The sequence below is a fragment of the Pseudomonas sp. 05L36 genome (assembly GCF_056398125.1).
In genome coordinates, this window is sequence record NZ_JBFTOU010000031.1 from 1 (window position 1) to 25,546 (window position 25,546).

A 25,546-nucleotide genomic window follows, 5' to 3' on the forward strand; every position below is an offset into this window, starting at 1 on the left:
GCATTGGAACCACCTGATCCCATCCCGAACTCAGCAGTGAAACGATGCATCGCCGATGGTAGTGTGGGGTTTCCCCATGTGAGAGTAGGTCATCGTCAAGATTAAATTCCGAAACCCCAATTGCGAAAGCAGTTGGGGTTTTGTTTTTGCGCTCGAAAAGCAGGGCGAGCTTTTTAAAAAAAATCACACAAACCTGACTCCACGGTTTTGCTATGGTGCAGCTCATTTTTAATGGACTGAGTTTGCGCCCACGGATCGGCATTCCTTTCAATGAGTTGCTGCACAAGTGCCTGAACCGATACCGATCAAGGACCACGAAAAAGAGACACGCCTGGTCAACAAGAGACTCATGGCCTGCGCCTTGTTCGTTGCCGCTGTCACCTGTGCGCTGGTAGTACGCCTGTACGTCCTGCAAGTCGTCGAATTCGACTATCACTCGACCATCTCCGAAAACAATCGCGTTCATGTCCTGCCGATTACGCCTACCCGCGGATTGATCTATGACCGCAACGGTGTACTCCTCGCTGACAACCGTCCCAGCTTCAACCTGACCATCACCCGCGAACGTGCTTCCAATGTCAGCGAAGAGCTGGACGAAGTCGTAAATCTCCTGCACCTGCCCGCTGAAGACCGCTCGCAGTTCGACAAGGTGATGAAGCAGGCTCGTCACCCCTTCGTACCCGTGACGCTGTTCTATGAACTGACCGAAGAGCAGATTGCCATTCTCGCCGTCAACGAGTTCCGCCTGCCGGGCCTTGATGTAGAGCCGCAGTTCGTTCGGCACTATCCATTGGGCGAGCACTTCGCTCATTCGGTCGGCTACGTCGGACGTATCAACGAGAAAGAGTCAAAGGCTCTGGATACGGTCGAGTACCGAGGCACCCAATCCATCGGCAAGACCGGAATCGAAAAATTCTACGAGGCGCAACTGCACGGCCATGTCGGCTATGAGGAAGTCGAAACCAATGCCCAGGGCCGCGTGCTGCGAGTGCTCAGGCACACTGACCCGGTGCCAGGCGAAAACATTGTCCTGAGCCTCGACGTCAAGCTGCAGGAAGCCGCCGAGCAAGCCCTGGGCGATCGCCGTGGCTCGGTGGTCGCGCTGGATCCGTCGACCGGCGAAGTATTGGCCATGGTCAGCAACCCGAGTTTCGATCCGAATCTGTTCGTCACCGGTATCAGTTCCAAGGAATACTCTTCGCTACGGGATTCCATTGATCGGCCGCTGTTCAATCGTGTCCTGCGTGGTCTCTATGCCCCGGGTTCGACCATCAAGCCGGAAGTGGCAATCGCTGGCCTCGATGCCGGTGTCGTCACGCCACAGACCCGTGTGTTCGACCCCGGTTATTACCAGCTACCGGATTTCGATCACAAGTACCGCAACTGGAACCACAGCGGCGATGGTTGGGTGGATATGGATGCGGCGATCATGCGTTCCAACGACACCTATTTCTATGATCTCGCACACAAGCTCGGTATCGATCGCCTGCACGACTACATGGCCATGTTCGGGCTGGGGGAGAAAGTCTCCCTGGACATGAATGAAGAAGCCCCTGGGCTGATGCCATCCCAAGCCTGGAAACGCGCCACCCGCCGTCAGGCCTGGTTTCCGGGCGAGACGGTAATTCTCGGCATCGGCCAGGGCTACATGCAGGTCACGCCGCTGCAGTTGGCTCAGGCGACGGCGCTGATTGCCAACAAAGGCGTGTGGAATCGCCCGCACCTGGCCAAAACCGTGGACGGCGTCGCGCCGGTGGATGAACATCCGATGCCGAATATTCTGCTCAAGGATCCGCGCGACTGGGAGCAGGTCAACCATGGTATGCAGATGGTGATGCACGATGCCCGCGGGATTGCCCGGGCCGCAGCGGCAGGGGCGCAGTATCGTATCGCCGGCAAGAGTGGTACCGCGCAGGTGGTGGCGATCAAGCAGGGCGAACGTTACAACCGGGAGAAAACCCGCGAGCGTAACCGCGACAATGCCTTGTTCGTCGGTTTCGCCCCGGCCGAGCACCCGAAGATCGTGATTTCGGTGATGATCGAAAACGGCGAGGCGGGTGGCCGCGTCGCCGGACCGGTCGTCCGGGAGATCATGGACGCCTGGCTACTCGATCAGGACGGGCACCTGAAGCCACAGTACGCCGCGCCGAGCAAGGTGCCGGGCGATCCTCTCGTCTGAGCCCACATGGCTTCATAGCACAGGCATCACGGATGCTCATGCGTAGGCGAGGGCTTTTTCTTCCAGCAGTTCCTCATACAAGGCCGCCCATTTGCGACCCATTTCGTCCGCGGTAAACAGATTTTGATAGCGGGCCTGCGCCTTCTCGCCCATTTGCGCCGCCAGCAGCGGGTTTTCCCAAAGCGTGCGCATCGCCTCACGAAACGCCAATGGATTGCTCGGCGGCACCACCAGCCCGGTCTCGTTATGGATGTTGATGTAACTGGTGCCAGTGCCAATCTCACTGGAGATCATCGGTTTGCCATACATCGCGCCTTCAAGCAGCGAAATGCCGAAGGCTTCGGAGCGCAGGTGTGACGGGAACACGATGGCGTAGCTCAGTTGCAGCAGCGCTACTTTGTCCTCGTCCCCCAGACGCCCGAGGAAGTGGACATTGCGTAAACCCAAGGCGGTCGCCTGGGCATGCAGCTCTGCTTCCAGTGGGCCGGCACCGACAATCACTGTCGGGTAATCCAGGTCCTTCAGGGCGTCGAGCAGAATGTGCAAACCTTTGTAGTAGCGCATCACACCGACAAACAGAAAGAACTTGTCGCCGAGCTTTTGCCGCCAGTGGGCCACTCGATCACTGTCAGGCTGTGGGTAACCTGCCTTGTTCAGTCCATAGGGAATCACTCGGGTCTTGTGCTGAAACTGTTGCAGCACATCACTGGTGTGCAGGTAATTGGGCGATGCAGCGACGATCCGGTCGGCGCTGTGCAGAAAGCGATTCATCAGCGGCCGGTAAAGTTTGAGCAGGTTTTTCTGGCGGATGATGTCCGAGTGGTACGTCACCACGCTGGGTTTGTTCAGGCCGCTGGCGAAATGCACCAGGTCCATGAACGGCCAGGGAAAGTGGTAATTGACCACGTCGGCCTCGGCTGCCAGCTCGCGAAACTGTTTGAAGACACTCCAGGAAAACCCTGTGGAGGCGAACTGAATGTCGAGTCTGGCTCGATGGACTTCATGTTGAGCGATCTGCATCACCGGCGGTGTCGGATCGGCACTGAGGGTCAGCACCTTGCCTTCAACGCCGTGCAGGGCACCGCTTTCGCACAACTGGAAAATCACTTGTTCGATCCCGCCGACCGAGTCAGGCAGGTACGTCTTGAAAAAATGAAGAACTCGCATTCAACCTCCCATTGCCTGGCGGTAAGCGCTGGCCGTGACTTGCGCGCAGCCTTCCCAGGTAAAAAGCCTTGCCTGTAGCAATCCGGCTTCTCGGCATGCCTGCCAATGCGCTAGATCCTCGATCAGACGACTCATTGCATCGCGCAAGCCGTCGGTTTCATCCGGTTCAACATAGTTACCCGCAGAGCCTGCCACTTCGGGCATGGCCGAACGGCTGGTCAGAATGACCGGTGTGCCGCAGGCCATGGCCTCCAGCACCGGCAGGCCAAAACCTTCGTAAAGCGACGGAAAAATCAATGCCCGGGCGCCGGCCAGTAGCTGTGCAACGTGCTCGTCAGGCAAATAGCCGAGCAAACAGACATGACCGCTGGCCAGGGCCTGGTGCAATTCTTCGCTGAACTGCTCGCGCTGCCAGCCGGCCATGCCGACTATCAGCAACGGAAAACGCTGACGGACTGATTCCGTCAGTCGGGCATGGGCGCGCAGGGCGAGGGACAGATTCTTGCGCGGTTCCAGGGTGCCGACACAGAGGAAGTATTCCCGCGCTTCGACGCCATGGGTCTTGAGTACGGCGTCGATAGCCTCGGGGGACCGCGGGTGAAAACGCGCGGCTACACCGAGTGGGGCGACGACAAATCGCTCGGTCGGTAACCCGAAATGTGCCTGGGCTTCGTCAGCAATGAACTGCGAGTCGGTCAGAATCAGGCTTGCCTGTCGCACGCCGTCGGCCACGCGCCGTTCGATTTCTCGCAAGCGCGCCGGTGGCTGCGTTTCCGGATAGTGCAGGTGAGTCAGGTCATGCAGGGTGATGACGGTCGGGCCGTCGAACGACAGCGGCCACAAACTCGGTTCGTGGTAGAGGTCGATGGCTTGCGCGCGGCCCTGATCGAAGCGTTTCTGCTCCAGCCACCGTCGGGCCTGATAAGCCCCCGGAATCTGCCGCAGCAATGGCGTCAGTCGGGAATAACCGGGCATGGCCGCTTCCGGCAGCACATCACTCCAGCCCCAGCCATGAAACAGCGCCAGTTCAATATCCGGTTCACCCGCCAGGGCGTTCGCCAGTTCGGCGACGTAGTGGCCGATGCCGGTGCGCGGCGCCTGGAGAATCCGCGCGTTAAGGGCAATGCGCATGTTGCCTCTCTTGTACGAGCGGCACGTCCGGGAGATTGCGCAGGGTGCGTGAAGCCAGTTGCGCACTGGCTTCACGCCAGCCGATCCAGCGCCAGTCCGCGACGTCGCGAGTGGCCGGGAATTGACCGCTGCCCTCGAAATCAATGACCAGGTCAGCCAGGCTTTGTGGCTTGGCCAGATCGAAGTACGCCATGAACTCGCCGCCGATTTCGCGAAAGACCGCAATGTCGCTGCCCATGGCCGGCAGTCCACGCTGCATGGCTTCTACCAGCGGCAGGCCAAAGCCTTCCACAAAAGACGGAAACACCAGTGAGCTGGCGTGGGTGTAGGCATGCTCGAGGCTGGTGTCGCTCAGATCATTGAACATGAACAGTCGTTGGTTCAGCTGCGGGTGATTACGGACCCGGGCCAGCAGTGCATCGCATTTCCAGCCGACTCGCCCGGCAATGCACAGCCGGGCAGTGGAGCCTGCCGCCCAGACCCGTTCGAAGGCGTCCAGCAGGTAGGCGTGGTTCTTGCGCGGCTCGATGGTACTGACCATCAGAAACACCGGTTCCGGCGTTTTGAAAATGCGCATCAGGCGCGGCTCGACGGCGGTCGTGGCTTCGCTCAGGTCCAGTTCGGAGCCGAGGTGGAAATAGTCGAACCACAATTCACTGGCCTTGGCAGGACCCAGGCGGCGCTGCAATTCATCACGCACCTGATCGCGCACCGTGGCGGAAATGGCTACATAGCCATCGGCGGTTTTGGTGATCCAGTCAAACCACTCGTTGAAAACCTGCACCAGCCGCGTGTCGTAAAACTGCGGATGCGTCACGGGAATCAGGTCGTAAATCACCGAAACGATACCCACGCCTTCACGTTTGAGCTGTTCGGCAAACGGGAAAAAGTCGGTGTGCCAGGACGAGTCCAGCAACACCAGTTGGTCCCCCGGTTGATGCTGCAACGGTGCGCAACGTTTGGGCCGTTGATACTGATCGAGCAGGTCGATCAGGCGCAGCGGCACGCTGAAGCAGGTCAGCGCTGTCAGTCGATAAGCCACGTACACCACGCGTCGGGCGAATCGCGATGGCAAACGTTGGTCGAGCCGCTGGTGCCATTGCCAGAAACGATGTGCCAGCCGGCCAAGTCGCCCGCCGAACATCATCAATTGATCGAAAAACGGAATGTTCAGCGCACCGAGTTTCAGTACCCGATAGAGTTTGCCCTTGAGCATCACAACCGGGATGCATTCAACACCGTCGACCGATTCCGGTAGCTGGTTGACGACGTTGCGCACCACCCGCTGAATGCCCGAATTGACCTTGGGGTGCTGGAAGACGTGCGTGCATTCCACCAAAAGACGCGTCATGGCGTGCTCCCCGAGGTGACCGGCGCGTTCGAGCGCGTGACGGTGGTCTTCGCGGCCAGCCACGAGCAACCGACAAAATCTTCCTGGCGGTTGTTGATCACATGGAACACCAACCCGTAATCGCGCCACTCGAAGTTGCGGTCCAGGTGCGAATCCAGGCGTGACAGGCTCAACGCCACGGAATAGTTACCCTTGCCCAGCCCCATGACGAATGCAAAGCGATAGCTCACGCGCTCGCCAGCCTGCAGATCGGTCAATGCCTGATCCTGGCGATGGGTGTTGATGCCGTACATGGCCTGGCCCAGGCGATCCTTGATCATGAAGCCCAGTACCAGCCGTTCGATGTCCTGGCGAACCTCGACATTGACCTCCAGCACGACCGGCTGGCCGACTTCGGCGGCGTCGATGGAGCGTTCATGTTGGTCGAGCAAGCGCACGCTCAGAATCCTGGCTTCACCCGTTCCCGAAATGGTACTGACCTGGCCGCCAGCGAGGGCTTCCTGGCGCACGGTCTGTCCTTCACGCTTGGCGAGCAGGGCGTTGTAGTAATCCATGACGGTTTCGGGTGTGTCGTGCATGGCCATGCGGCCGTTTTCCAGGAGGATCGCCGAGTCGCAGATCGACTGAATCGCCCCACGGTCATGGGAGACGATCAATAGCGTGGTACCGGCTTTGCGAAAGCTGCGGATGCGGTCGAAACTTTTGTGCTGAAAATAGGCGTCGCCCACCGACAGCGCTTCGTCGACGATCAAAATGTCCGGGCGCCGTGCGGTGGCCACGCTGAACGCCAGGCGCATTTGCATACCGCTGGAATAGGTGCGCACCGGGTGGTCGATGGCGTCGCCTATTTCCGCGAAACGTTCGATGTCTGGCATCAACGCTTCTATTTCTTCGACTTGCATGCCCAGCAGCTGCCCGGCCATGACCGCATTCTGCCGGCCGGTAAAGTCCGCATGAAAACCCATGCCCAATTCCAGCAGGGCGGCGACGCGGCCTTCTAGCTCAATCGTGCCGCAGGTGGGTTGGGTGGTGCCGGTGATCATCTTCAACAAAGTGCTTTTGCCGGCGCCGTTGACCCCGACGATGCCCACCGATTCTCCGGGGGCAATCTGAAAGGTCACGTCCTGTAGCACCCAGTGCTGGCGATGGCGGATCGGCGAAAACGGGATCAGCCACTCGGCCAGTCGACTCCAGCGGGTAGGGTATTGTTTATAGGCCTTGCCCAGGCCGGTGACGCGTATGTGCCCCATCAGAGTTCATCCACCATTTCACCGACCCTCTGCCGAAACAGCCGCAACCCGATGGCGAAGAGCAATACGCTGGCGACCATGATCGGCAGCAGCGAACTCCAGACGGGCCATTGGCCGTACAGGAAGATGTTCTGGTAGCTGGTGATCAGGTTGGTCAGGGGGTTGAGTTGCAGCAAGCGCTGCACCCAATCGGGCAGGATGCTCATTGGGTAAACGATTGGCGTCAGCCAGAACCAGAATTGCAGACAGATGGCGAAAAATTGCCCGACATCGCGAAAAAACACATTCAGTACGCCAAGAATGATCCCCAAGCCGGCACAGAACATCACCTGTAACGCCAGCAGAGGAATGAGCGCCAACAGCGCCAGGCCCGGTAGTCGACCGGTGATCAACAGAAAGCCGAGGAACAAGCCGATGATGATTGCGAAGTTGATACCGGCATTCAACAGCACGATCACCGGCAGGCAGATCCGTGGAAAGCTGATTTTTTTCAGAAGGTTGGCGTTATCCAGAAACATGTTCTGGCTGCGCACCGTGATCTCTGCGAACAAGCCCCAGGTCAGCAACCCGGCGCAGAGGTAGATGCTGTAGGCCATGCCGTCATCTACCCCAGGCAAACGCGCGCGCATGATCTGGGAAAAAATCACGGTGTAGACAATGATCATCGACAGCGGATTGAGCACGGTCCACAGGGCACCGAACAACGAATTGCGATAACGCGCCTGAAACTCTCGCTGGACGCTACCGAGGATGAACCCTCGATAGCTGCTCAGCGTGCGGTAAAGGGAAAGCAGCATTCAAACCGTCCTGCCGTATTGATCTTCGAAGCGGACGATGTCGTCCTCTCCCAGGTATTCGCCGCTTTGCACTTCGATGATCACCAGGTCAATCACGCCGGGATTCTCCAGGCGATGCTTGTGCCCGGCTGCAATGAAGGTCGATTCGTTCTTGGCCACCAGGTGCGTGCCGGTGCCGTTGTTGGTGACCTTGGCCATGCCTTCGACCACCACCCAGTGTTCATTGCGATGGTGGTGCATCTGCAACGACAATTTGGCGCCGGGCTTGACCACGATGCGTTTGATCTTGAAGCGCGGGCCTTCCTCGAGCACGGTGTAGGTGCCCCATGGCCGGCTGACCGTACGGTGCAGGCGATAGGCTTCGTGCTCTTTATCCTTGAGCTGCCTGGCCACCCGGCGCACATCCTGGGCGCGGTCGGCGTGGGCCACCAGCACCGCGTCGGCGGTGTCGACGATGATCAGGTTATCCACGCCCACGGTCGCGACCAGACGGTTATCGCTCTGGACAAAGTTGTTGTGGCTGTCGATGAAGATCGACTCGCCGACGGTGCGATTGTTTTGTGCATCCGCCGGTACCAGCGCGGCCACCGCACCCCAGGAGCCAATGTCGCTCCAGTCGAAACGGGCCGGCACGACGACCACCTTGTCGGAGCGTTCCATCAACGCGTAGTCGATGGAAATATCCATGATTTCGCCAAACAGGGCCGGCGACAGTTCCTGTTGCACGCTCCCGGCGTTTTCCACCGCGGCGCTGGCGGCCATGCAGGTTTGCGTCTGCTCCAGCAACGTGGGCGCATGGATTTGCAGTTCGGCCAGCAGGGTGGCGACCGAGAAGCAGAACATCCCGGAGTTCCACAGGAAGTTGCCGCTTTCCAGGTAATGCGTCGCGGTTTGCAGGTCGGGCTTTTCGACGAAGCGCCGCACGCTGGCAGCGCCTTTGTCGTCCAGCGATGTGCCGGCTTCAATGTAGCCAAAACCGGTTTCCGGAGCGGTCGGCACGACACCGAAGGTCACCAGGTGACCGCGCCTGGCCAATGTCACGGCATGCTCGACCGCGTCCTTCAGCGCGTCGACATTGACGATCAGATGGTCGGCGGGCATCACCAGCATGATCGCGTCGTCGCCATGCAGGGCCTGCAGGGAGAGGGCGGCGGCGGCAATGGCCGGCGCCGTATTGCGACCCGTCGGCTCCAGCAGGAAGTGCCCGCGATGACGGCCCAGGTGCGCGTCCCGAAAGTGATCCTTGCTCTGGAAGTAGTACTCGCGGTTGGTCACCGTGACGATATCGCCCCAGCCGTCGAGCAGGTCCGCGGCACGCCGGTAGGTCTTGCCCAGCAGCGACTGGCCGTCAGGCAAGACCATGAACGGTTTGGGATGGCCTTCACGCGACACCGGCCACAACCGGGTCCCGGCACCGCCGGAGAGAATCACGGGAATCAGCATGGCCTACTCCTTGGCGACGCGTTTCATGTCCGCATCCATCATCATGCGGATCAAGGCATCCAGATCGGTTTTTGGTTTCCAGCCCAGCACACGCTGGGCCTTGGCCGGGTTGCCGAGCAGCACTTCGACTTCGGCCGGGCGGAAGAACGCCGGGTCGATCTTCACGTAATCGCGGTAGTTCAGGCCCACGTGATCGAAGGCGATCCGGCACATCTCGCGCACGGTGGTGGTCACGCCGGTGGCCACCACGAAGTCGTCGGGTTTGTCCTGTTGCAGCATCAGCCACATGGCTTCGACGTAGTCCCCGGCAAAGCCCCAGTCGCGCTTGGCGTCGATGTTGCCCAGGCGCAGTTCATGCTGCTTGCCTTGCTTGATCCGGGCGGCGGCGTCGGTGACTTTGCGTGTGACGAACTCGATGCCGCGCAGCGGTGATTCATGGTTGAACAGGATGCCGCTACTGGCGTGCAGGTTGAAGCTCTCGCGGTAGTTCACGGTGATCCAGTGGCCGTATAACTTGGCTACGCCATAAGGGCTGCGCGGATAGAACGGTGTGTTCTCGTCCTGCTGTTCGGCCTGGATCAGGCCGAACATTTCGCTGGTGGACGCCTGGTAGAAACGCGTGTGCGCACTGAACTGACGGATCGCTTCGAGCAGGTGGGTAACGCCCAGACCGTCGACGATGCCGGTGGTCACCGGTTGATCCCAGGAGGCCGCGACAAAGCTTTGCGCGGCGAGGTTGTAGACCTCGTCCGGCGCCGACTTGATCACCGCGCGCTGCACTGAACAGGCATCGGCCATGTCGCCGTCCAGGTAGACGATGTCCGCTTCGACTCCCATCTCGCGCAGGCGCCAGCGCGAGTCGCTGCTGCGACGCGCCACCAGGCCGTGGACCTTGTAGCCCTTGTCGAGCAGCAGTTTGGCCAGATACGCGCCATCCTGGCCGGTGATACCTGTGATCAATGCACTTTTAGTCATTCTTGTCGTACTCGCTTCTCCCAGTCGGACAGGATCGCCCGCAGGGATTGTTGTGTTGTGATTTCAGACTTCCATCCGGTGGTCTGGACCAGCCTGGCAGGGCTGCCACACACCCGACGCTGATCCGCGCGGCGAAGTCGCGCAGGGTCCTGGACCAATTGCAGGTCGACCTGGGCAAGATCTGCCAGCTGCTCGATCAAACTGCGAATGCTCCGCTCGTGCCCCGAGCAAATGTTGTACACCTGCCCCGGTGTGCCTTTCTCCAGCAAAGCCAGATAGGCCGAGACCACGTCCGCGACATCAAGGAAATCGCGCGTGACATCGATGTCCCCGACCTCCAGCTCTGGCCCTTGCAGGCCTTGCTTGATCCGGCAGATCTGACGGGCGGCGCTGGCGATGACGAAGCTGTCTTTCTGCCCTGTGCCGATGTGGTTGAACGGGCGGGCGACCAGTACCGGCCAGCCTTCGCTCAGGCCCCATTGCAAACTCAGGAATTCTGCCGACAGTTTGCTCACGGCATAGGGATTGCGCGGGCAGGGTGGCTGCATTTCAGTGATGGGCAGATGCTCTTCGGTGACCTGGCCATAGACATCACCGGAGCTGACGTACAGAAATGTGCCGGTGAAGCCGCGCGCCTTGAGGGCTTGCAGCAGGTTCAGGGTGCCCAGCAGGTTGATGTTCAGGGTGCGCGCCGGATCACGAAAGGCGTCCGGGACGAAAGTCTGGCCGGCCAGGTGAATCACCGCATCGGGCATTTGCGGCCACAGGCCTTCGAGGCTGTCCGGCTCGCAGAGATCGTAGCGACAAGGAGCAGGTAGAAGCTCCCATTCCGAGGCATCAGCCTGCAAACGCGACTGGATGTGTTGTCCGACGAATCCGGTCAGACCCGTGACAAACAGACGTTTTTTCAAACAGCGACCCCTTGGTCATGCATTTCATCCAGTTTCCACAGTCTTCATGGAAAGGTTTACGAGCCGATATGATCGCTCGAAAGACAGGTGAAATGTTTGTTGTAGTTGTTTGGTAGCCAATCTGTGCCATTTGCTCGGTAATTTCAACAAGTCCAAAAGTGACTGATCGGTTCTCCTCAGCGTAGCCTGATTTATTCTCGCCGGGCGGTTCACGAATCCTCAATGGATGTGTTTAGAATGCCCCTCGTCACGATTAACCGGCGTTCGTGTGGGTTGTTCCGGGACTCTGCGAATCTGTCCTTTAAAACAAGAACGTAGACGGGCAAAAAGACGATGGACGAGGACTGGCGAGTGCCGGCTCGATTCATGGTTTTTCCGTCATAGAGTGAGGCCGCCGGGATGGCGGTTTCATCGTGGGATGCCATGAATTTCATTCTTTACTCGGACATCAACGACAGCTCCATCAGCCAGAACCTTGGTCGTCCCGAATACAGTTACTACTTCGTGCTCAAGGCGTATCGCCCTGTGCTCGAAAGCCTTGGGCGAGTGCATGTGGTGTCCTCCACCGCCGAGGTCGATCCGCTCTACAAACAGTTATTGGCCGCCGGCGAAGACAGTCTGTTCCTGTCGTTTACGCCGCCGCAGAAAACCCCGAACGACCTTGAGTGCCCGACGATCTGCGTGGTGGCCTGGGAGTTTGATTCGATTCCCGATGAACAATGGGATAACGACCCGCGCCAGGACTGGACGCAAATGCTGGCGCGGCAGGGCCGGGTGATCACACTCTCCAGCCATACCGCCCGGGCGATTCGCCGGACCATGGGTGAAGACTTTCCGGTGCTGGTGTTGCCGACGCCGTTGTGGGAAAACTTCGCCGACATTCGTAGTCGCCACACCAGCGTCCCGATCAGCGCCGGCTCGACCCTGGACATCAAGGGTTGCATCTTCGATACGCGCACACTCGGGCTGAGTGCCGATGCACTGATTCCCGTCGTGCCGACCGCCGAGGAACTGGCGGCGCTCGAGGCCGAGCTGGAGGCATTGAAGCCACCGCCGCTGACGCTCAAGCGCCGCTTGGTGATTGCTCGCCATTACCTGCATATGTGGCGCCTGGACAAAGGTAAATCGCTGCCGATCCCGGTGCATCGCACGCATTTTCTAAGCCAGTGGTACTGGGAAGGGATTCGCGACTTGTTGTCGGATGCCGCCCATGAGCGTCTCGCTGGCTGGCTGCCGGCCATCGCCGGCCCGCAGACGATTGCAGTACCCGAGCCAGAACCGCGACAGTGGCCGGACACCACCGCCCAGGTCGAAGCACAGGTTGACGGTGTGGTGTACGTCACCGTGTTCAACCCGCGTGACGGTCGCAAGAACTGGCATCAACTGATCACTGCATTCTGCTGGGCGTTCCGCGAAACGCCTGACGCGACACTGGTGCTGAAGATTACCCAAAGCGATCTGTCGTCCTACCACGACGAACTGATGACGTTGCTCGCGCAGCTTTCGCCGTTCGCCTGTCGGGTGGTGGTCATGCACGGCTACCTGGACGACCCGCAATACGCCCGGCTGTACGAAGCCGCCAGTTACTACGTCAATGCCTCGCGCTGCGAAGGGCTGTGCCTGCCGCTGATGGAGTTCATGGCCAGCGGTAAACCGGTGATTGCCCCGGATCACACGGCCATGGAGGACTACATCGATGAGCGTGTGGCGTTTGTGGTCAAGTCCAGCGAAGAGCTGACCATCTGGCCGCAGGACACTCGCATCATCTACCGCACCCTGCGTTACCGGCCGGATTGGGGTTCGCTGAAAACCGCTTACGAAAACAGCTACCGTCTGGCCAAGGAACAACCCCTGGAGTATCAGCGCATGTCCCTCGCCGCCGTCGAGCGCATGCACGATTACTGCGCTTTCGCCCCGGTACAGAAACGCATGGCGGATTTTTTCGGGCTGGCACCACAGGCTTTGCCGACAGCAACCGTGACGGATACCGCCTCATGCTGATCATCATTCATTCGGAAACCAACCAGCACACTATTGCCCAGAACCTTGGCCGCTCGGAGTACAGCTATTACTTCGTGCTCAAGGAGTACCGACCCGTGCTGGAGCGGCTGGGGCGAGTGGTAGAAGTCAGCGACCCGCAGACCGAAGTCGATGCTTTGTACATGGACTGTCTGTCCCGTGGTGAAGAATGCGTGTTCCTGTCGTTCTCACCGCCTCATCGCACGCCGGTCAATTTCGCCTGCCCGACGCTGCCGGTGTTCGCGTGGGAATTCAGCACCATCCCCAACGAACCCTTTGCCGGTGACCCGCTCAATGACTGGCGCACGGTGTTGCGGGCAGCGGGTGCAGCGATTACACATTCCAGCTACACCGTGAATGCGGTGCGCGAGGCGATGGGCACCGACTATCCGGTCATCGCGGTACCGGCCCCGGTATGGGATCGGTTTTCCGAGCGCGGCGCCCACTTGCAACGTCAGCCCTTGGCCAGTCAGGTGCGGTTGACGCTCAAGGGGTTGCTGGCAGACAGCCGTGAACTCGACTTGCGAGCCTTCGGCCCCGTGGCCACTCGTCAAGGTGTGGGTATTGATTTCGAGGCCCCGCCGAGTGAACACGAGTTGGTCCTCGACGGCGTGATCTACACTTCTGTGTTCAACCCCAGTGACGGGCGCAAGAATTGGGAAGACATGCTCAGTGCCTTTTGCGTGACGTTTCGCGAGGAGGACGACGCAACGCTGGTGCTCAAATTGACGCATCACGATGCCGAAGAAGCGCTGACCGACATCCTTCACCACTTGTACAAAAACCAGTCTTACCGCTGCCGGGTCGTGCTGATTTACGGCTATCTGGCTGACGCGGACTATGAGCAGCTGGTGCAGGCCACGAGTTACGTGGTCAACACGTCCTACGGCGAAGGCCAATGTCTGCCGCTGATGGAGTTCATGTCCTGTGGCAAACCGGCCGTGGCGCCACGGACCACGGCGATGATCGATTATCTGGATGCCGATAATGCATTCCTGATTGACTCCACCGATGAGCTGACGGCCTGGCCACATGACCCGCGCAGGGCGTTTCGTACCTTGCGCTACGTCACCGATTGGGCGTCGTTGTGCAGGGCTTATCAATCAAGCTATGACGTGGCCAAGGGTGATCCGGGGCGTTATGCACAGATGTCCGCGCACGCAGTGGCCAGCCTCAAGAAATTCTGCAGTCAGGCCGCCGCCGAGCAACGGCTTGGCGTATTTTTTGAGCGCCTGTTCGAGAACCGTGTCGTGGAAACCCCTGAGGCATGATTCGCGCATTGGTCAGACGTTTCTTTGCAGAGACGAAACCCGAGCCCCGGCCCGCGCCGTTGCCGGTCGAGCAATCCCGTGTGTCGCCAAGAGATGTGGGCTTGCACGATGCAATGCATGACGGCTGGTTTTCGGGCGACAGCGGCGAATTGCTCAAAGGGTTTGCCATTACCGCCGACGACACCTTGCTGGATGTCGGCTGTGGTGAAGGGGTCGCGACCTTGTTTGCGGTGCGCCAGGGCGCGTCGGTGATCTTCACCGACAGTGAGTACGACAAGGTCCGCGACCTGGCGCGGCAAGTGCAAGCGCAGTCGGACAAGGCGAATCTAGGTCTGGTCAGCAACAGCCTGCCACTGCCTCTGGCCGATGGTTGCGCGAGCAAAGTCGTGTGCATGGAAGTGCTGGAGCACATCGATCAGCCAGAACCCTTCATGGCCGAACTGGTGCGCATGGGCCGCCCCGGTGCGCTGTACCTGCTGAGCGTGCCGTCCCCGGTGGGCGAGCATCTGCAGAAAGGCATCGCCCCGGCCAGCTATTTTCAATCGCCCAATCACGTGCAGATTTTCAGCCCCGAGCGATTCGCCGCGCTGGTGGAAGACGCGGGCCTGGTCATCGAACATCGCCAGGAATCCGGTTTTTTCTGGGTCATGGGCATGATTTTTTTCTGGGCCAGCGAGCGGGCTGCCGGGCGTGAGTTGGGGGGGGCGGTTCGCGACCGGATTCAGGCGCCGTATCCGCCGCTGATGGAGAGCTGGGCGAAAACCTGGCAGGACTTGCTGGCCCAGCCCGACGGGTTGGCGATCAAGCGGATGCTGGACCGGTTCATGCCCAAGAGCCAGGTGATCATTGCTCGCAAACCGTATGTCCAGGAGGGCGCATGAGCAACGAAAAACGGATCATGGACATCGAGTTGCTGCGCGGCATTGCGGTGCTTGGCGTGCTGTTTCATCACCTGCAGGACAGCCTGTTCGCGGCGGCTGTTCCGTTGTTGCAGAGCATCACGCTGTACAGCCAGCCGTGGTGGGGCGTGGATCTGTTTTTCGCGATCTCGGGCTTTGTCATTGCCCGCAGCCTGATCCCGGGCTTGCGCCGCTGCACCACGCGTCGGGAGTATTGGCAACAGACGCGCAATTTCTGGTTGCGTCGGGCCTTTCGTTTGCTGCCGTCGGCCTGGTTATGGCTGGCGCTGATGTTGCTGGCGTGTCTTTTTCTCAACCGTTCCGGCGCGTTCGGCACGCTGTACGCGAACCTTCAGGCGACCCTGGCCGGCGTCGCCCAGTACGCCAATTTTCGCTTTGCCGACAGTTTTTATCACTACGAGTACGGCACCAGTTTCGTGTACTGGAGCCTGTCGCTGGAAGAGCAGTTCTACCTGCTGTTTCCGCTGCTGATCGTGCTGTTGCGCAAACACCTGGTGTGGGCCTTGCTGGCGTTGGTGGCGCTGCAATTGTTTACCTTGCGCACGCCGATCCTGATGGTGGTGCGCACCGACGCGCTGGCCCTTGGCGTGCTGTTGGCGATGTGGAGCGTGCAGCCTTCGTACCGGCGCTGGGAGCCAAAATTCCTGCGTCGTCCATGGGTGGGTGTTGCCGCACTGATCGCGGTGTCGCTGCTGCTCAGCTTCATGGCAACGGATCGTTTCACCTTCACTTCTTACCGGATCGGCGTGATTGCGCTGTTGTGTGCGCTGCTGGTGTGGATCGCTTCTTACAACCGCGATTACCTGTTGCCGCGCGGCGTGTTCAAAAACCTGATGACGTGGGTCGGCAGTCGTTCCTACGGGATTTACTTGATCCATATCCCGGCCTACTTGCTGGTTCGTGAGTTCACTTTCCGTTTACAGGCTGCCGGGCTGCCCAGTCCCGCTGGCCATCCGATTCTGATGTTGCTGATGGCTGGCGGCCTGATCGTGCTGCTGAGCGAACTCAACTATCGCTACATCGAAATGCCCATGCGCAACCGCGGCGCCTCGCTGGTCAAACGCCTGGGCACCTCCCGAACAGCCGTCCCATCCTCTGGAGCTACCTCATGCTGAGCCTTTTAAAGAAACTCACGGCGGGCATGCCCGCGCCTGTGCAGCCAGAGACAGCGCCCGCGGCGCCAGTGGCGGAGAAAGTCGACCCCTACATGCTCGGCCTGCACGACGCGATGCTCAGTGGCTGGTTCAATCAGCAAACCGGCGAACTGTTCACCGGCTTCCCGGTAACCCCCGAGGACACGCTGCTGGACGTAGGCTGCGGCGACGGCGGCAACGTGCATTTCTGCGGGATGCGCGGGGCGAAGATCATCATCGCCGACATCGACGCGGCCAAGGTCGAAGCGACCCGCCAGCGCCTGGGCGATACACCGGCCCGCGACGTCGAATGCCACGTCACCGACTGCAACCCGCTGCCGATTGCCGATGCGACCGCCACGCGGGTGGTGTCGACCGAAGTCATCGAGCACGTGGACGATCCGGCCCAGTTCCTCGCTGAGCTGGTGCGTGTCGGTAAACCGGGCGCGCTGTACCTGCTGAGCGTCCCGCATCCCAGCTCCGAAGACCTGCAGAAAGATATCGCGGCGGCCGAGTATTTCCAGAAACCCAACCACATCCGCATCATCAGCGAAGAACAGTTCAAGGCCATGGTCAGCGATGCCGGCCTGGAAGTGATCAGCCATAGCCAGTACGGATTCTACTGGTCGATGTGGATGCTGTTGTTCTGGGAAGCCAAGGTCGATTTCAGCAATCCGGACCATCCGTTGCTCAACCACTGGGCGGATACCTGGCAGGCGATTCTGGCCTCGCCACGGGGTGCACAGATCAAGCAGGCGCTGGATGCCGTGGTGGCGAAAAGTCAGGTGATCATTGCGCGTAAACCCTGATCGGCATTAAGGCTGCACCCTGCTCATGCATGATCCAGCGTTGCAGACAGGCTTGGCGATGGGGTACTGATTCCCATGAAGCGCCGCACTCGTTCTCCTTTGGCATCGCATCGTATGGTTTCAGGTGCGGCATCCAGTTGGATATTACCGTTCTCCATGAACACGACCCGGTCGGATATCGACATGGCAAAGTCCATTTCGTGGGTCACGATCAGCATGGTCATGCCTTCTTTCGCCAGGTCGCGGATCACGTTCAGCACGTCGTTGACCAGTTCCGGGTCGAGGGCCGAGGTCGGCTCGTCGAACAGCATGATCTGCGGCTCCATCGCCAGGGCTCGGGCGATCGCCACGCGTTGTTGTTGCCCACCGGAGAGCTGGTGCGGGTACTTGTGGGCATGGGCCAGCAGGCCGACCTTGTCCAGTAGCGCATAGGCACGATGTTCACTCAGCTCGCCCGGCTGGCCGTGGTAACGCGGTGCCAGGGTGACGTTGTCGAGAATGGTGCGGTGCGGGAACAGGTTGAAGTTCTGGAACACCATGCCAATGTGCCGCACGCCTTTGCGCAGGCGGGAGCCGTTGGGTTTGTCCGAAGCCTCGATGAATTTTTCGCCGAACAACAGAATGTCGCCGGTATCGATGCTTTCCAGGCCGTTGACCGTGCGAATCAGCGAAGTCTTGCCGGAGCCGGATGGCCCGATGATCGAGACCACCTGGCCGCATTCGACATTAAGGTCGATACCCAGCAGCACCTTGTGCGTGCCATAGCTCTTCTGGATGTTCTTCAGTTGCAGGATCGGCGTTGTGTTGCTGCCTGCTGCCTTGCGCGCAGTGTCGGGCAACGCTTCGGCACTGGCCTTGAACCTGGCGATGGTGGCCGCGTCGAGCGTGTGCGGCTTGCGGAAGTTCAGGTCCAGATAGCGCTCCAGGCGTTGCAGGAAATAACCGAACACGGTGACGATCAACACGTAATAGACGCCTACCGCCGCCAGGGTTTCCATGACCAGGAAGTTGGTGGCATAGAGGCGTTGGCCGACCGTGAGGATTTCGGTCAGGGAGATGACCGAGACCAGCGATGTCAGCTTGACCACGGTGATGTATTCATTGATCAAGGTCGGCAGCGAAATACGGAAAGCCTGGGGGATCACGATCAGGCGTTGCATGCCCAACAGGCCGACACCCAGCGCGCGCCCGGCTTCCTTCTGGCCCTTGGCCACGGAGATCAGGCCGCCACGATGGATTTCCGCCATGTACGCAGCTTCCGTGACCACCAGGGCCAGCAGGCCGGAATAGAAGGGGTTGGACAGAATCGGTCCGCTACCGGGAAACAATTGCGGCAGGTTGTAGACGAAGACCACCAGCACCAGCAACGGGATGCTGCGGAAGAACCAGATGTAGACCGCTGCGGGAATGCGCAGCAAGGGCGTTTGGGACAGCTTGGCCGTGGCCAGGACAAAACCCAGCAGCATGCCGATGAACCAGGCCAGGGCACTGAGCTGGACTACTGTGACGCAGGCCTTCCAGAAGTCCGGCAGGGAGAACAGGGATAAGAAATACGACCAATCGAATTGCATGGGGCACCTCGATCTGCCGCCCCGGTGCAGGGGAGGCAGATGACCAGACTACAAGGACAGGTTCTTAGTTGGCAGTCGGTTCTTCCAAGCCATATTTCTTGAGGATTGCCGCGTATTCTCCGCTCTTTTTGCTCTCCTCGAAGGCCTTTTGCACGGCCTGGAAGGTTTCGTCGTTACCTTTCTTGACGAAGATGCCCAGGGTTTGCTGATAAATCGGATGCTCGGTGGTGATCACTACCCGGCCGTTGGTCTTTTCCGCGATCATTTTTGCCGCGCCAGCGATTTCGACCTGGGCCTGGATGTTTTTGGACAGCAGGGCCTGGGTCACTTCGGGTGCCGAAGGGTACTCGCTGACGGTGATCGCGCCTTTGTTGTTCGGCACGCAGTATTCGTCGGACAGCTTCCTGAATTCCTTGACCCAGGTCGTGCCCTGTTCCAGGCCCAGTTTCAAGCCGCACAGATCCTCAGGTTTTTTCGCATTGATCTCGCTGCCCTTGGGCACCATGACCGCGGCGCCGGTGTTGGCATAGGCGATGGTCTGGGCCTGGGTCTGGCGCTCCGGTGTGATGTACATGCCGGAAATGACCGCGTCGTACTTGCCGGAGTTCAGGCCCAGGATCAGGCTCGGGAACTTGGTGTCGACGAACTCCACCTTGGCGTTCATGTGTTTGGCCAGTGCCGTTGCCAGCTCGGGGTCGGAACCCACCACATTCTTGTCCTTGTCATAGGACTCGAAGGGCGGGTAGGTGATTTCCATGCCGACCTTGAACGTGTCTGCCGCGGCCATGCTTACCGAGGCAGCGAACATGCCGGCTGCCAATACAGCCAGGCTCAAAAGGTTTTTCTTGTTGTTTTTCATGATGTGCTGACTCCGGCGTAGGTAGGGGTTTAGTTGAAAACTTCAATCAGGACGGTTGAACCTGATTTTTCAAATGTCCGAAACTGGCGGGCTTGCGTGCCTTGCCTGGCAGTTGAACTTCCCCATTGGCCACCCTTTGGCGCAGATACTGATAGGTCTGCAGCGCCTGGCCATACATGTGTTCGCCGATGGTGATTTCTTCGTAGTCGTTGCCTGCCTGGGCGAACCCGGGCAGCGGTCTGATCTGGGTGTGATAGTCGCAGGCATAAAACAGCGGAAAGGAATAGCGCTCCTCCTTCACGCTGCGCACCCGGTGCGCGGTGGCAACGAAAGCGCCTGCCGTCATCACTTCCAGCATGTCGCCGATGTTGACGACAAAGGCATCGGCCATCGGTGGTGCATCGATCCATTGGCCAAGATCGTTCATCACCTCAAGGCCCGGTTTGTCGGCCAAAAGGATGGTGAAGCACTCGTAATCAGTATGAGCGCCAAGACCCGGTGCGTCATGGGCAGCACCGTCAAAGGGGTAGTGGATCAGGCGCAGCTTGGACGGCGGACGGGTGACCAGGCTGTCGAAATAGTTTTCTTCCAGGCCCAGGGTCAGGGCGAAGCCACCGAACAGGCGCCGGCCCAAGGCGAAGATCGCTTCATAGTAGGCCTGCACCGACGCCTTGAAACCTGACAGCTGCGGCCAGTCGTTGGGCCCCAGCAATGGGGTGTTGGCCAGCACCAACGGGTCATCGGCCGGGACTTCGAAGCCGACGTCGAAGGCTTCCTTGTGGTCCGGCTTGCCTTTGGAATAGACCTCTTCGCCTTCGGGTACAAAGCCCTTGTGGGTTTGTGAGGTGCCGATGTAGTGGCGCATCTTGGCGTCCAGGGGCTGGTCGAAAAAGTCCTTGGCGGCCTTGCGCAGGTTGGCGATCAGTTGCGGGTCGATACCGTGATGGGTGATGTAGAGGAACCCGACCTCGCTGGCGGCGCGCCCCAATTGTTCGGCCACGGCCAGGCGGTGTTCAGGTTCAAAGCTGAACAGACCAGCGATGTTGACCACCGGGATGCTATTGAAGTTGGCTTTGTGGGTGTCATTGCTGGCGCTGTTGTTTTTGTTGTCAGGCATGATGCATCGGCTCCCTAAGGATGGCTTGAATGGCTGAAACGCTCGAAGTGTTCGCGCTCGGTCTGGCCCATCCATACGTTCAATGACCAAAGGTCGGCGACCGGGACATTGGTGAAGGGCAAATGATGCAGGTAGCCGTCGGCGCCGAATTCCGGGGTCAGGGTGCTGACCCGGTAACCGCGGGCTTGCTGAGAGCGCCAGATGCTTTCCCAGTGCTGCTGATGGAACGCCAGTTCCCTTGCATATTCGGGAGCCGCCGGGTGCGGAACCTGAGGCCCCTGGTCATAACCGACCCGGGCCTGGATATGGTGAACCCGCTCGATGAAAGCGCTGAGGTCATCGGCCGGGTCATTCAACAGGCGTTCGCAGGTCACCACCCAATGGCTGATGTCACTGGTGAACAACAGATCGGGCAGTTGGCGGATCAACTCCAGGGTCACCCAGGGATTGAACAGCGAACGCGAGCGGTGGGTTTCGAAACTGCAGACCTGGCCATGCTTGCGCGCCAGATCCAGCGCCTGGCCGAAAAACTCCACTTGTTGTGGCAAGGACCAGCGATCATTGCCCGCCAGCACGTTGACGAAGCGTGGGGCGAGTTCGGCGGCCCAGGCGAGTTTCTGGTCGAGGTCATTGAGGTGGACGGCAGGCGTTGCCGACTGGTCCGGCAGCACGTCGTACGCAGTGAAGACCGTGCTGATATAGCCCAGGCGATTGGCCTGGAGAAAAGCGCCGAACTCGGCCCGTTCACGGGCGTCCAGTGGCAGGCGTGCTTCCATGCCGTCAAAGCCCGCGTGCAGCAACTCCTCGAGCGCCTGAGCCTTGCTGGCGGTATAGCCCCACAGCGTTCGGAAAATTTCCAGCTTCATCGGTGATCCTCAAAAATCCCAGGGCCTGCTGCAAAAGCATTTCGACGGCGCCAGGCTGCCAAGCGCCTGGTTTGCTGTGGAGTCGATGTTAGGCACAGGCCGCGCGGTGAAAGAATCTGAAAGTTCAAATGAATACTTCAGACTTTCACTAACAAATAGCTAGCTATTTATCTCGCTTGCCAGGAGCAATTTTATGGGCGAGAACGTGTCTACGTTGGCTATTAGCGAGAGATGCCATTGTTACGGCATCATTTTGAAGACTCCCAAGCGACACCGGGTTGCCGAGGGTTCGCTTTTGGTCGATTCTGCTGAATAGTCGGTCCTTCCAGACTGCCCGGATTCAACCGGGCGCTGCCGACGAAGTTCCAAGCTACTTGCCATTCCTGGCATGCGCTACCTTCGCTCGAATACCATCAAAATACTGGGACTTCAGCTCTGTCGTTAACGGCCCAAGGATGGGGTTTGCCTTGAACCGGGCCAACAAATGCTCAATCACCCGATCTACCTTGGCATAGGCGGCAGTGACGCTTGAAGGTACCAGCGGATCAAACTGTATCCCTTCCATCTCGATATCGAGTCGTTTCAAAACGGGTTCGGCGTCCAGGATCTGGTGGCGTATTTCATCCAGCGAACATTGCATTGTCGACCTCCTTGTAATGCCATAAGTACAGACACGCCTATCGTTAACTGCATGTCGGATGACGCAGTCAGGATATGGCAGCTGCTGTCTTAAAAATGAAACAAAATTGTCGCGTAGAAATATTACTGAAATGTTTCAATCCTATGATCGAGGGAGATCTTTTTCAGGGTTACCTTCCTCATGCGTCGAGCGGTGTTCAATCAAAAAGGAGGCGTTGGCAAATCAAGCATCGCCTGCAATCTCGCGGCTGTCAGTGCTGCCGAAGGCTACAGGACGCTGCTGGTGGATCTCGATCCTCAGGCTAACTCGACCCAATACCTGACAGGGCTGAAAGGCGATGATATCCCCATGGGGATTGCCGATTTCTTCAAGCAAACCTTATCCAGCGGCCCGGCCAGCAAAAAGAATCGGGTGGCCATCACTGATACTCGCTATGACAATCTGCACCTGGTCACGGCCAGCCACGAGCTTGCTGACCTGCAGTCAAAGCTTGAGTCCAAATTCAAGATCAACAAGCTGCGCCGCTTGTTGGTGGAGCTTTCCGAAGATTACGAACGCATTTATATCGACACGCCGCCTTCCCTGAATTTCTATACGTTCAGCGCACTGATTGCCGCCGACCGCGTGCTGATTCCATTCGATTGCGACAGCTTTTCTCGTCAGGCGCTCTATAGCGTCATCGCGCAAGTGGCCGAGTTGCAGGCTGACCATAATGAGTCGTTGATCGTGGAAGGTGTGGTGGTCAACCAATTTGTGGCGCGTGTCAGCTTGCACCAGATGCTGATCGACGAGTTGGTGGCCGAAGGCTTACCCGTGTTACCGGATTATTTGAGCAGCACGGTCAAAATGCGTGAGTCCCATGAAGCGTCGGTGCCCATGATCCACTTGGCTCCACGCCATAAGCTGTCATTGGAGTTCGTCAGCCTGTTTTCCGCTTTGGAAAGAGCCGGTTGATCGTAAGAGCAAGGTTGAAAATTCAGCGTCTGACGATGGGATGGCACGCCTTGGTTCGCCATCTGATTCCGTGCGCTGAACATAAAATTGAAATTGAAATGCCAGTACGATAACTCGCGCGCAATCGCTAGCTCCTGCTTCGAATCAACACCTGTTTTCCTGGCCGCCTTTGGGATGGCCATTTTTTTTGCCCGAGATTTTTGGACGCGGCATTTTCAGTTTTTGCATTTCGTCCTCGGCTTGTCGAAGTTCACAGGTGGAAGCCTCCGCCCACAGGTGCTCCAGCGGTTTAAGGCCAGGCTCAAGTTTTACCTTGAGGCATGCACACATTTTTAATTTCTACTGAAGGCCCACGCATAAGCGTTCTACAAACAGTAAAAGCGACGGACTTCGCCCCCGAAGGCCTGACCACGGTCGGTGAGTTGGGCATCAACAAGTCGTCGCGCAACACCATCCCGGGTCTAGTGAACTTCACCGTCGACCTGCGTCATCACCGCGATGAAACCATCGAGGCGATGGAGCAACAGGTCCTTGGGCGGCTGCAGGCGATCGCCGACGCTCGCGGTTTGAAACTGGCGATCACCCCGCACTGGATCAGCCCGGCGACGCCGTTCGACGCGGACTGCGTGGCGGCGGTGCAACAGGCCATGGACGCGCTGGGCTACGCTCAGCAGTCGATTGTCAGTGGCGCCGGACATGACGCGATCCACCTGGCGCGGTTCTGCCCGACGGCCATGGTGTTCATCCCGTGCGTGGGCGGTTTTAGCCACAACGAAGCCGAAGACGTACTGCCCGAGGATGTGCGCCAGGGCACTGATGTGTTGCTCAACGCCGTGTTGGCCCGCGCCGGAAGCACTGAATAAACACGATCCCTGTGGGAGCGAGCTTGCTCGCGATAACGGTGGATCAGTCGCCATCAATGTTGAATGTGCTGGCCTCATCGCGAGCAAGCTCGCTCCCACAGTGGGATGCGGTTGGTTTCAAGACCTACGTTCGCTGACAGGAATTTATCCCATGCGCAGTTTTTTCCACCCCGAACAATTGCTCCACCATCCACGCAGTTACTACTCCCGTGGCCAGATGCGTACGCCGCAGGAAGTGCCGGAGCGTGCGCAGCGCCTGGTGCAGGCGTCTCATGCGTTGGGTTTTACCGTTGAGCAACCGGCCGATGCCGGGCTCGCTCTGCTGCTGACGGTGCACGGCGCACCGTACCTGGCGTTCTTGCAGGAAGCCCATCAGCGCTGGAAAGAGATTCCCGAAGATTGGGGTGACGAAGTGATGTCGAACATCTTTGTCCGCGAACCCAATGCCCTGCGCGGAATTCTCGCGCAAGCCGCGCGCTATCTGGCCGATGGCAGTTGCCCGGTGGGCGAGCAAACCTGGCGTTCGGCTTACTGGTCGGCGCAAAGCGCCATCGCCGGTGCCCGGGCGTTGCTCGAGGGTGAACCGGCAGCGTATGCCCTGTGCCGTCCACCGGGTCACCACGCCCGGGCCGAAGCGGCGGGTGGTTTCTGTTATATGAACAATACGGCGGTGGCCGCCCAGGTATTGCGCGCCGGTTTTTCGCGGGTAGCGGTGCTGGATACCGACATGCACCACGGGCAAGGGATTCAGGAGATCTTCTACGAGCGTGATGACGTGCTCTACGTTTCGGTGCACGGCGATCCGACCAACGTCTATCCGGGTGTCGCAGGTTTCGCCGATGAGCGCGGTGTCGGGGCGGGCGAGGGTTTCAACCTCAACCTGCCGATGGCCCATGGCGCCAGCGAGGCCGACTTTCTGGAGCAATTGGATGTAGCACTGAAGGCGGTGACGGACTTTGGCGCCGAGGTGCTGGTGCTGTCCCTGGGCTTCGACATTTTCGAACTGGACCCGCAAAGCAAAGTGGCGGTGACCCGCGAAGGGTTTGCCGTGCTCGGTGAGCGGATTCGCAGCCTTGGGTTGCCGTGCCTGATTGTGCAGGAGGGCGGGTATCACCTGGAGAGTCTGGAGGATAATGCCAAGGCGTTTTTTGTCGGGCCTGAGGTTTGGCAGCTCAGAGTTTGACGGCGTCTGGAAGATTGCTATCGCGAGCAAGCTCGCTCCCACACTGGTGAGTGTTGAACACAAATATGCGGCTCACCTCGGTCACTGTGGGAGCGAGCTTGCTCGCGATGAACGATAACGCGGTCTGTAAGCGCCCT

The 25,546-nt window shown here is 59.2% G+C and carries 21 protein-coding genes, 1 rRNA gene and 1 pseudogene; 10 read left to right on the forward strand and 13 right to left on the reverse strand.

Translation table 11 applies throughout. From position 1 onward, the window contains the following. Both rrf and mrdA read left to right on the forward strand, forming a co-directional pair. Positions 1 to 101: ribosomal RNA gene (gene rrf, locus AC1DKH_RS25780) — 5S ribosomal RNA — on the forward strand; the annotation flags it as partial. Between the two features lie 185 nt (positions 102 to 286). Then, positions 287 to 2,179 (forward strand): penicillin-binding protein 2, encoded by a 1,893-nt coding sequence (mrdA, locus tag AC1DKH_RS25785; RefSeq protein WP_477799695.1) that lies wholly within the window; start codon positions 287 to 289, stop codon positions 2,177 to 2,179. A 36-nt stretch (positions 2,180 to 2,215) separates the two neighbouring features. Here mrdA and AC1DKH_RS25790 read toward each other — a convergent pair whose 3' ends face one another. Genes AC1DKH_RS25790 through AC1DKH_RS25825 form a run of 8 tightly spaced genes read right to left on the reverse strand, consistent with a single transcriptional unit; the run spans position 2,216 to position 11,204 of the window. Beyond that, positions 2,216 to 3,346, reverse strand: a complete 1,131-nt coding sequence (locus tag AC1DKH_RS25790; RefSeq protein ID WP_477799696.1) for a glycosyltransferase family 4 protein — start codon at positions 3,344 to 3,346, stop codon at positions 2,216 to 2,218. Next, entirely contained in the window at positions 3,347 to 4,477 is a 1,131-nt protein-coding gene (locus tag AC1DKH_RS25795; protein ID WP_477799697.1) for a glycosyltransferase family 4 protein, read from the reverse strand. Further along, positions 4,461 to 5,828 carry a glycosyltransferase family 4 protein gene (locus AC1DKH_RS25800; protein ID WP_477799698.1) on the reverse strand — a complete coding sequence of 456 codons (1,368 nt, stop codon included), beginning with the start codon at positions 5,826 to 5,828 and terminating at the stop codon, positions 4,461 to 4,463. Before AC1DKH_RS25800 ends, AC1DKH_RS25795 begins: the two co-directional genes overlap by 17 nt. Beyond that, the gene (locus tag AC1DKH_RS25805; protein ID WP_477799699.1) at positions 5,825 to 7,078 is read right to left on the reverse strand and encodes an ABC transporter ATP-binding protein; all 1,254 of its coding nucleotides are present in this window, start codon (positions 7,076 to 7,078) and stop codon (positions 5,825 to 5,827) included. Before AC1DKH_RS25805 ends, AC1DKH_RS25800 begins: the two co-directional genes overlap by 4 nt. Continuing rightward, complete coding sequence (locus AC1DKH_RS25810; RefSeq protein ID WP_477799700.1) at positions 7,078 to 7,875, reverse strand: ABC transporter permease; 798 nt, start codon at positions 7,873 to 7,875, stop codon at positions 7,078 to 7,080. Before AC1DKH_RS25810 ends, AC1DKH_RS25805 begins: the two co-directional genes overlap by 1 nt. Then, a complete protein-coding gene (locus AC1DKH_RS25815; RefSeq protein WP_477799701.1) occupies positions 7,876 to 9,318 on the reverse strand; it encodes a mannose-1-phosphate guanylyltransferase/mannose-6-phosphate isomerase in 1,443 nt (480 codons plus the stop codon). Positions 9,319 to 9,321: 3 nt separating this feature from the next. Then, positions 9,322 to 10,293: a GDP-mannose 4,6-dehydratase gene (gmd, locus tag AC1DKH_RS25820; RefSeq protein WP_477799702.1), complete on the reverse strand. Its 972-nt coding sequence runs from the start codon at positions 10,291 to 10,293 to the stop codon at positions 9,322 to 9,324. Next, on the reverse strand, positions 10,290 to 11,204 hold the full coding sequence (locus AC1DKH_RS25825) for a GDP-mannose 4,6-dehydratase (RefSeq protein ID WP_477799703.1): 915 nt from the start codon (positions 11,202 to 11,204) through the stop codon (positions 10,290 to 10,292). Before AC1DKH_RS25825 ends, gmd begins: the two co-directional genes overlap by 4 nt. A 423-nt stretch (positions 11,205 to 11,627) precedes the next feature. On the opposite strand from AC1DKH_RS25825, the gene AC1DKH_RS25830 reads away from it, so the two are divergent. The 5 genes from AC1DKH_RS25830 to AC1DKH_RS25850 are packed head-to-tail and all read left to right on the forward strand — an operon-like array spanning position 11,628 to position 17,356. After that, positions 11,628 to 13,205: a glycosyltransferase gene (locus AC1DKH_RS25830; RefSeq protein ID WP_477799704.1), complete on the forward strand. Its 1,578-nt coding sequence runs from the start codon at positions 11,628 to 11,630 to the stop codon at positions 13,203 to 13,205. Beyond that, the gene (locus AC1DKH_RS25835) at positions 13,199 to 14,494 is read left to right on the forward strand and encodes a glycosyltransferase (RefSeq protein ID WP_477799705.1); all 1,296 of its coding nucleotides are present in this window, start codon (positions 13,199 to 13,201) and stop codon (positions 14,492 to 14,494) included. The genes AC1DKH_RS25830 and AC1DKH_RS25835 overlap by 7 nt, the downstream gene beginning before the upstream one ends. Further along, entirely contained in the window at positions 14,491 to 15,375 is an 885-nt protein-coding gene (locus AC1DKH_RS25840; protein WP_477799706.1) for a class I SAM-dependent methyltransferase, read from the forward strand. The genes AC1DKH_RS25835 and AC1DKH_RS25840 overlap by 4 nt, the downstream gene beginning before the upstream one ends. After that, positions 15,372 to 16,529, forward strand: coding sequence for an acyltransferase family protein (locus AC1DKH_RS25845; RefSeq protein WP_477799707.1), 1,158 nt, complete (start codon positions 15,372 to 15,374; stop codon positions 16,527 to 16,529). The genes AC1DKH_RS25840 and AC1DKH_RS25845 overlap by 4 nt, the downstream gene beginning before the upstream one ends. Then, a complete protein-coding gene (locus AC1DKH_RS25850) occupies positions 16,523 to 17,356 on the forward strand; it encodes a class I SAM-dependent methyltransferase (protein ID WP_477799708.1) in 834 nt (277 codons plus the stop codon). The genes AC1DKH_RS25845 and AC1DKH_RS25850 overlap by 7 nt, the downstream gene beginning before the upstream one ends. Before the next feature lie 23 nt (positions 17,357 to 17,379). Here the strand turns inward: AC1DKH_RS25850 and AC1DKH_RS25855 are convergent, their stop codons facing one another. The 5 genes from AC1DKH_RS25855 to AC1DKH_RS25875 all read right to left on the reverse strand — a co-directional run bounded on the left by AC1DKH_RS25855 (position 17,380) and on the right by AC1DKH_RS25875 (position 22,409). Next, complete coding sequence (locus AC1DKH_RS25855) at positions 17,380 to 18,927, reverse strand: amino acid ABC transporter permease/ATP-binding protein (RefSeq protein WP_477799709.1); 1,548 nt, start codon at positions 18,925 to 18,927, stop codon at positions 17,380 to 17,382. Positions 18,928 to 18,991: 64 nt separating this feature from the next. Then, positions 18,992 to 19,786: an ABC transporter substrate-binding protein gene (locus AC1DKH_RS25860; RefSeq protein WP_477799710.1), complete on the reverse strand. Its 795-nt coding sequence runs from the start codon at positions 19,784 to 19,786 to the stop codon at positions 18,992 to 18,994. 46 nt (positions 19,787 to 19,832) lie between these two features. Continuing rightward, a complete protein-coding gene (locus AC1DKH_RS25865; protein WP_477799711.1) occupies positions 19,833 to 20,903 on the reverse strand; it encodes an isopenicillin N synthase family dioxygenase in 1,071 nt (356 codons plus the stop codon). Between the two features lie 14 nt (positions 20,904 to 20,917). Further along, positions 20,918 to 21,769 carry a sugar phosphate isomerase/epimerase family protein gene (locus AC1DKH_RS25870; RefSeq protein WP_477799712.1) on the reverse strand — a complete coding sequence of 284 codons (852 nt, stop codon included), beginning with the start codon at positions 21,767 to 21,769 and terminating at the stop codon, positions 20,918 to 20,920. A gap of 370 nt (positions 21,770 to 22,139) precedes the next feature. Continuing rightward, a complete protein-coding gene (locus AC1DKH_RS25875; protein ID WP_477799713.1) occupies positions 22,140 to 22,409 on the reverse strand; it encodes a hypothetical protein in 270 nt (89 codons plus the stop codon). Between the two features lie 180 nt (positions 22,410 to 22,589). Between AC1DKH_RS25875 and AC1DKH_RS25880 the strand changes: the two genes are divergently transcribed. The 3 genes and pseudogenes from AC1DKH_RS25880 (at position 22,590) to AC1DKH_RS25890 (ending at position 25,409) form a co-directional block, all read left to right on the forward strand. Beyond that, positions 22,590 to 23,363, forward strand: coding sequence for a ParA family protein (locus tag AC1DKH_RS25880; RefSeq protein ID WP_477760262.1), 774 nt, complete (start codon positions 22,590 to 22,592; stop codon positions 23,361 to 23,363). A gap of 380 nt (positions 23,364 to 23,743) precedes the next feature. Further along, positions 23,744 to 24,226 (forward strand): annotated as a pseudogene (locus AC1DKH_RS25885) (M20/M25/M40 family metallo-hydrolase); the annotation flags it as partial. A 151-nt stretch (positions 24,227 to 24,377) separates the two neighbouring features. After that, the gene (locus AC1DKH_RS25890; protein ID WP_477799714.1) at positions 24,378 to 25,409 is read left to right on the forward strand and encodes a histone deacetylase family protein; all 1,032 of its coding nucleotides are present in this window, start codon (positions 24,378 to 24,380) and stop codon (positions 25,407 to 25,409) included. The last annotated feature ends 137 nt before the right edge of the window (positions 25,410 to 25,546 follow it).

Excerpts from the sequence above, each read along its gene's own strand:
- AC1DKH_RS25800 (WP_477799698.1), bottom strand. The coding sequence starts at position 5,828 with ATGACGCGTCTTTTGGTGGAATGCACGCACGTCTTCCAGCACCCCAAG.
- AC1DKH_RS25860 (WP_477799710.1), bottom strand. The coding sequence starts at position 19,786 with ATGAAAAACAACAAGAAAAACCTTTTGAGCCTGGCTGTATTGGCAGCC.
- AC1DKH_RS25835 (WP_477799705.1), top strand. The coding sequence starts at position 13,199 with ATGCTGATCATCATTCATTCGGAAACCAACCAGCACACTATTGCCCAG.
- AC1DKH_RS25890 (WP_477799714.1), top strand. The coding sequence starts at position 24,378 with ATGCGCAGTTTTTTCCACCCCGAACAATTGCTCCACCATCCACGCAGT.
- AC1DKH_RS25865 (WP_477799711.1), bottom strand. The coding sequence starts at position 20,903 with ATGCCTGACAACAAAAACAACAGCGCCAGCAATGACACCCACAAAGCC.
- AC1DKH_RS25850 (WP_477799708.1), top strand. The coding sequence starts at position 16,523 with ATGCTGAGCCTTTTAAAGAAACTCACGGCGGGCATGCCCGCGCCTGTG.
- AC1DKH_RS25810 (WP_477799700.1), bottom strand. The coding sequence starts at position 7,875 with ATGCTGCTTTCCCTTTACCGCACGCTGAGCAGCTATCGAGGGTTCATC.
- AC1DKH_RS25805 (WP_477799699.1), bottom strand. The coding sequence starts at position 7,078 with ATGGGGCACATACGCGTCACCGGCCTGGGCAAGGCCTATAAACAATAC.
- gmd (WP_477799702.1), bottom strand. The coding sequence starts at position 10,293 with ATGACTAAAAGTGCATTGATCACAGGTATCACCGGCCAGGATGGCGCG.
- AC1DKH_RS25840 (WP_477799706.1), top strand. The coding sequence starts at position 14,491 with ATGATTCGCGCATTGGTCAGACGTTTCTTTGCAGAGACGAAACCCGAG.
- AC1DKH_RS25845 (WP_477799707.1), top strand. The coding sequence starts at position 15,372 with ATGAGCAACGAAAAACGGATCATGGACATCGAGTTGCTGCGCGGCATT.
- AC1DKH_RS25790 (WP_477799696.1), bottom strand. The coding sequence starts at position 3,346 with ATGCGAGTTCTTCATTTTTTCAAGACGTACCTGCCTGACTCGGTCGGC.
- AC1DKH_RS25855 (WP_477799709.1), bottom strand. The coding sequence starts at position 18,927 with ATGCAATTCGATTGGTCGTATTTCTTATCCCTGTTCTCCCTGCCGGAC.
- AC1DKH_RS25795 (WP_477799697.1), bottom strand. The coding sequence starts at position 4,477 with ATGCGCATTGCCCTTAACGCGCGGATTCTCCAGGCGCCGCGCACCGGC.
- AC1DKH_RS25830 (WP_477799704.1), top strand. The coding sequence starts at position 11,628 with ATGAATTTCATTCTTTACTCGGACATCAACGACAGCTCCATCAGCCAG.
- AC1DKH_RS25815 (WP_477799701.1), bottom strand. The coding sequence starts at position 9,318 with ATGCTGATTCCCGTGATTCTCTCCGGCGGTGCCGGGACCCGGTTGTGG.
- AC1DKH_RS25875 (WP_477799713.1), bottom strand. The coding sequence starts at position 22,409 with ATGCAATGTTCGCTGGATGAAATACGCCACCAGATCCTGGACGCCGAA.
- AC1DKH_RS25880 (WP_477760262.1), top strand. The coding sequence starts at position 22,590 with ATGCGTCGAGCGGTGTTCAATCAAAAAGGAGGCGTTGGCAAATCAAGC.
- AC1DKH_RS25870 (WP_477799712.1), bottom strand. The coding sequence starts at position 21,769 with ATGAAGCTGGAAATTTTCCGAACGCTGTGGGGCTATACCGCCAGCAAG.